The organism is Citrobacter sp. Cpo100 (genome assembly GCF_030332595.1).
In the GTDB taxonomy this organism is placed as follows: Bacteria; Pseudomonadota; Gammaproteobacteria; order Enterobacterales; family Enterobacteriaceae; genus Citrobacter; species Citrobacter portucalensis.
On record NZ_JAOWHM010000002.1, the window covers coordinates 1 to 268 of the forward strand.

At 56.3% G+C, this 268-nt stretch carries 1 tRNA gene; it reads left to right on the forward strand.

Features of this window, described 5'->3' with window-relative positions:
- Positions 1-183: 183 nt before the first annotated feature.
- Positions 184-259: transfer RNA gene (locus OGX96_RS00005), tRNA-Ala, on the forward strand.
- Positions 260-268: the final 9 nt, after the last annotated feature.

A 268-nucleotide genomic window follows, 5' to 3' on the forward strand; every position in this document is an offset into this window, starting at 1 on the left:
GCTTGTAGCTCAGGTGGTTAGAGCGCACCCCTGATAAGGGTGAGGTCGGTGGTTCAAGTCCACTCAGGCCTACCAAATTCGCCTCCGTGCTGTGTTACGGCGATGCTCGCATACTTCAGTATGCTTCGCACCACCGCGCCTTGCCCGGAAACGAATTAGGGTACAGAGATTAGCATTTACGATGGGGTTATAGCTCAGCTGGGAGAGCGCCTGCCTTGCACGCAGGAGGTCTGCGGTTCGATCCCGCATAGCTCCACCATCCTTACTG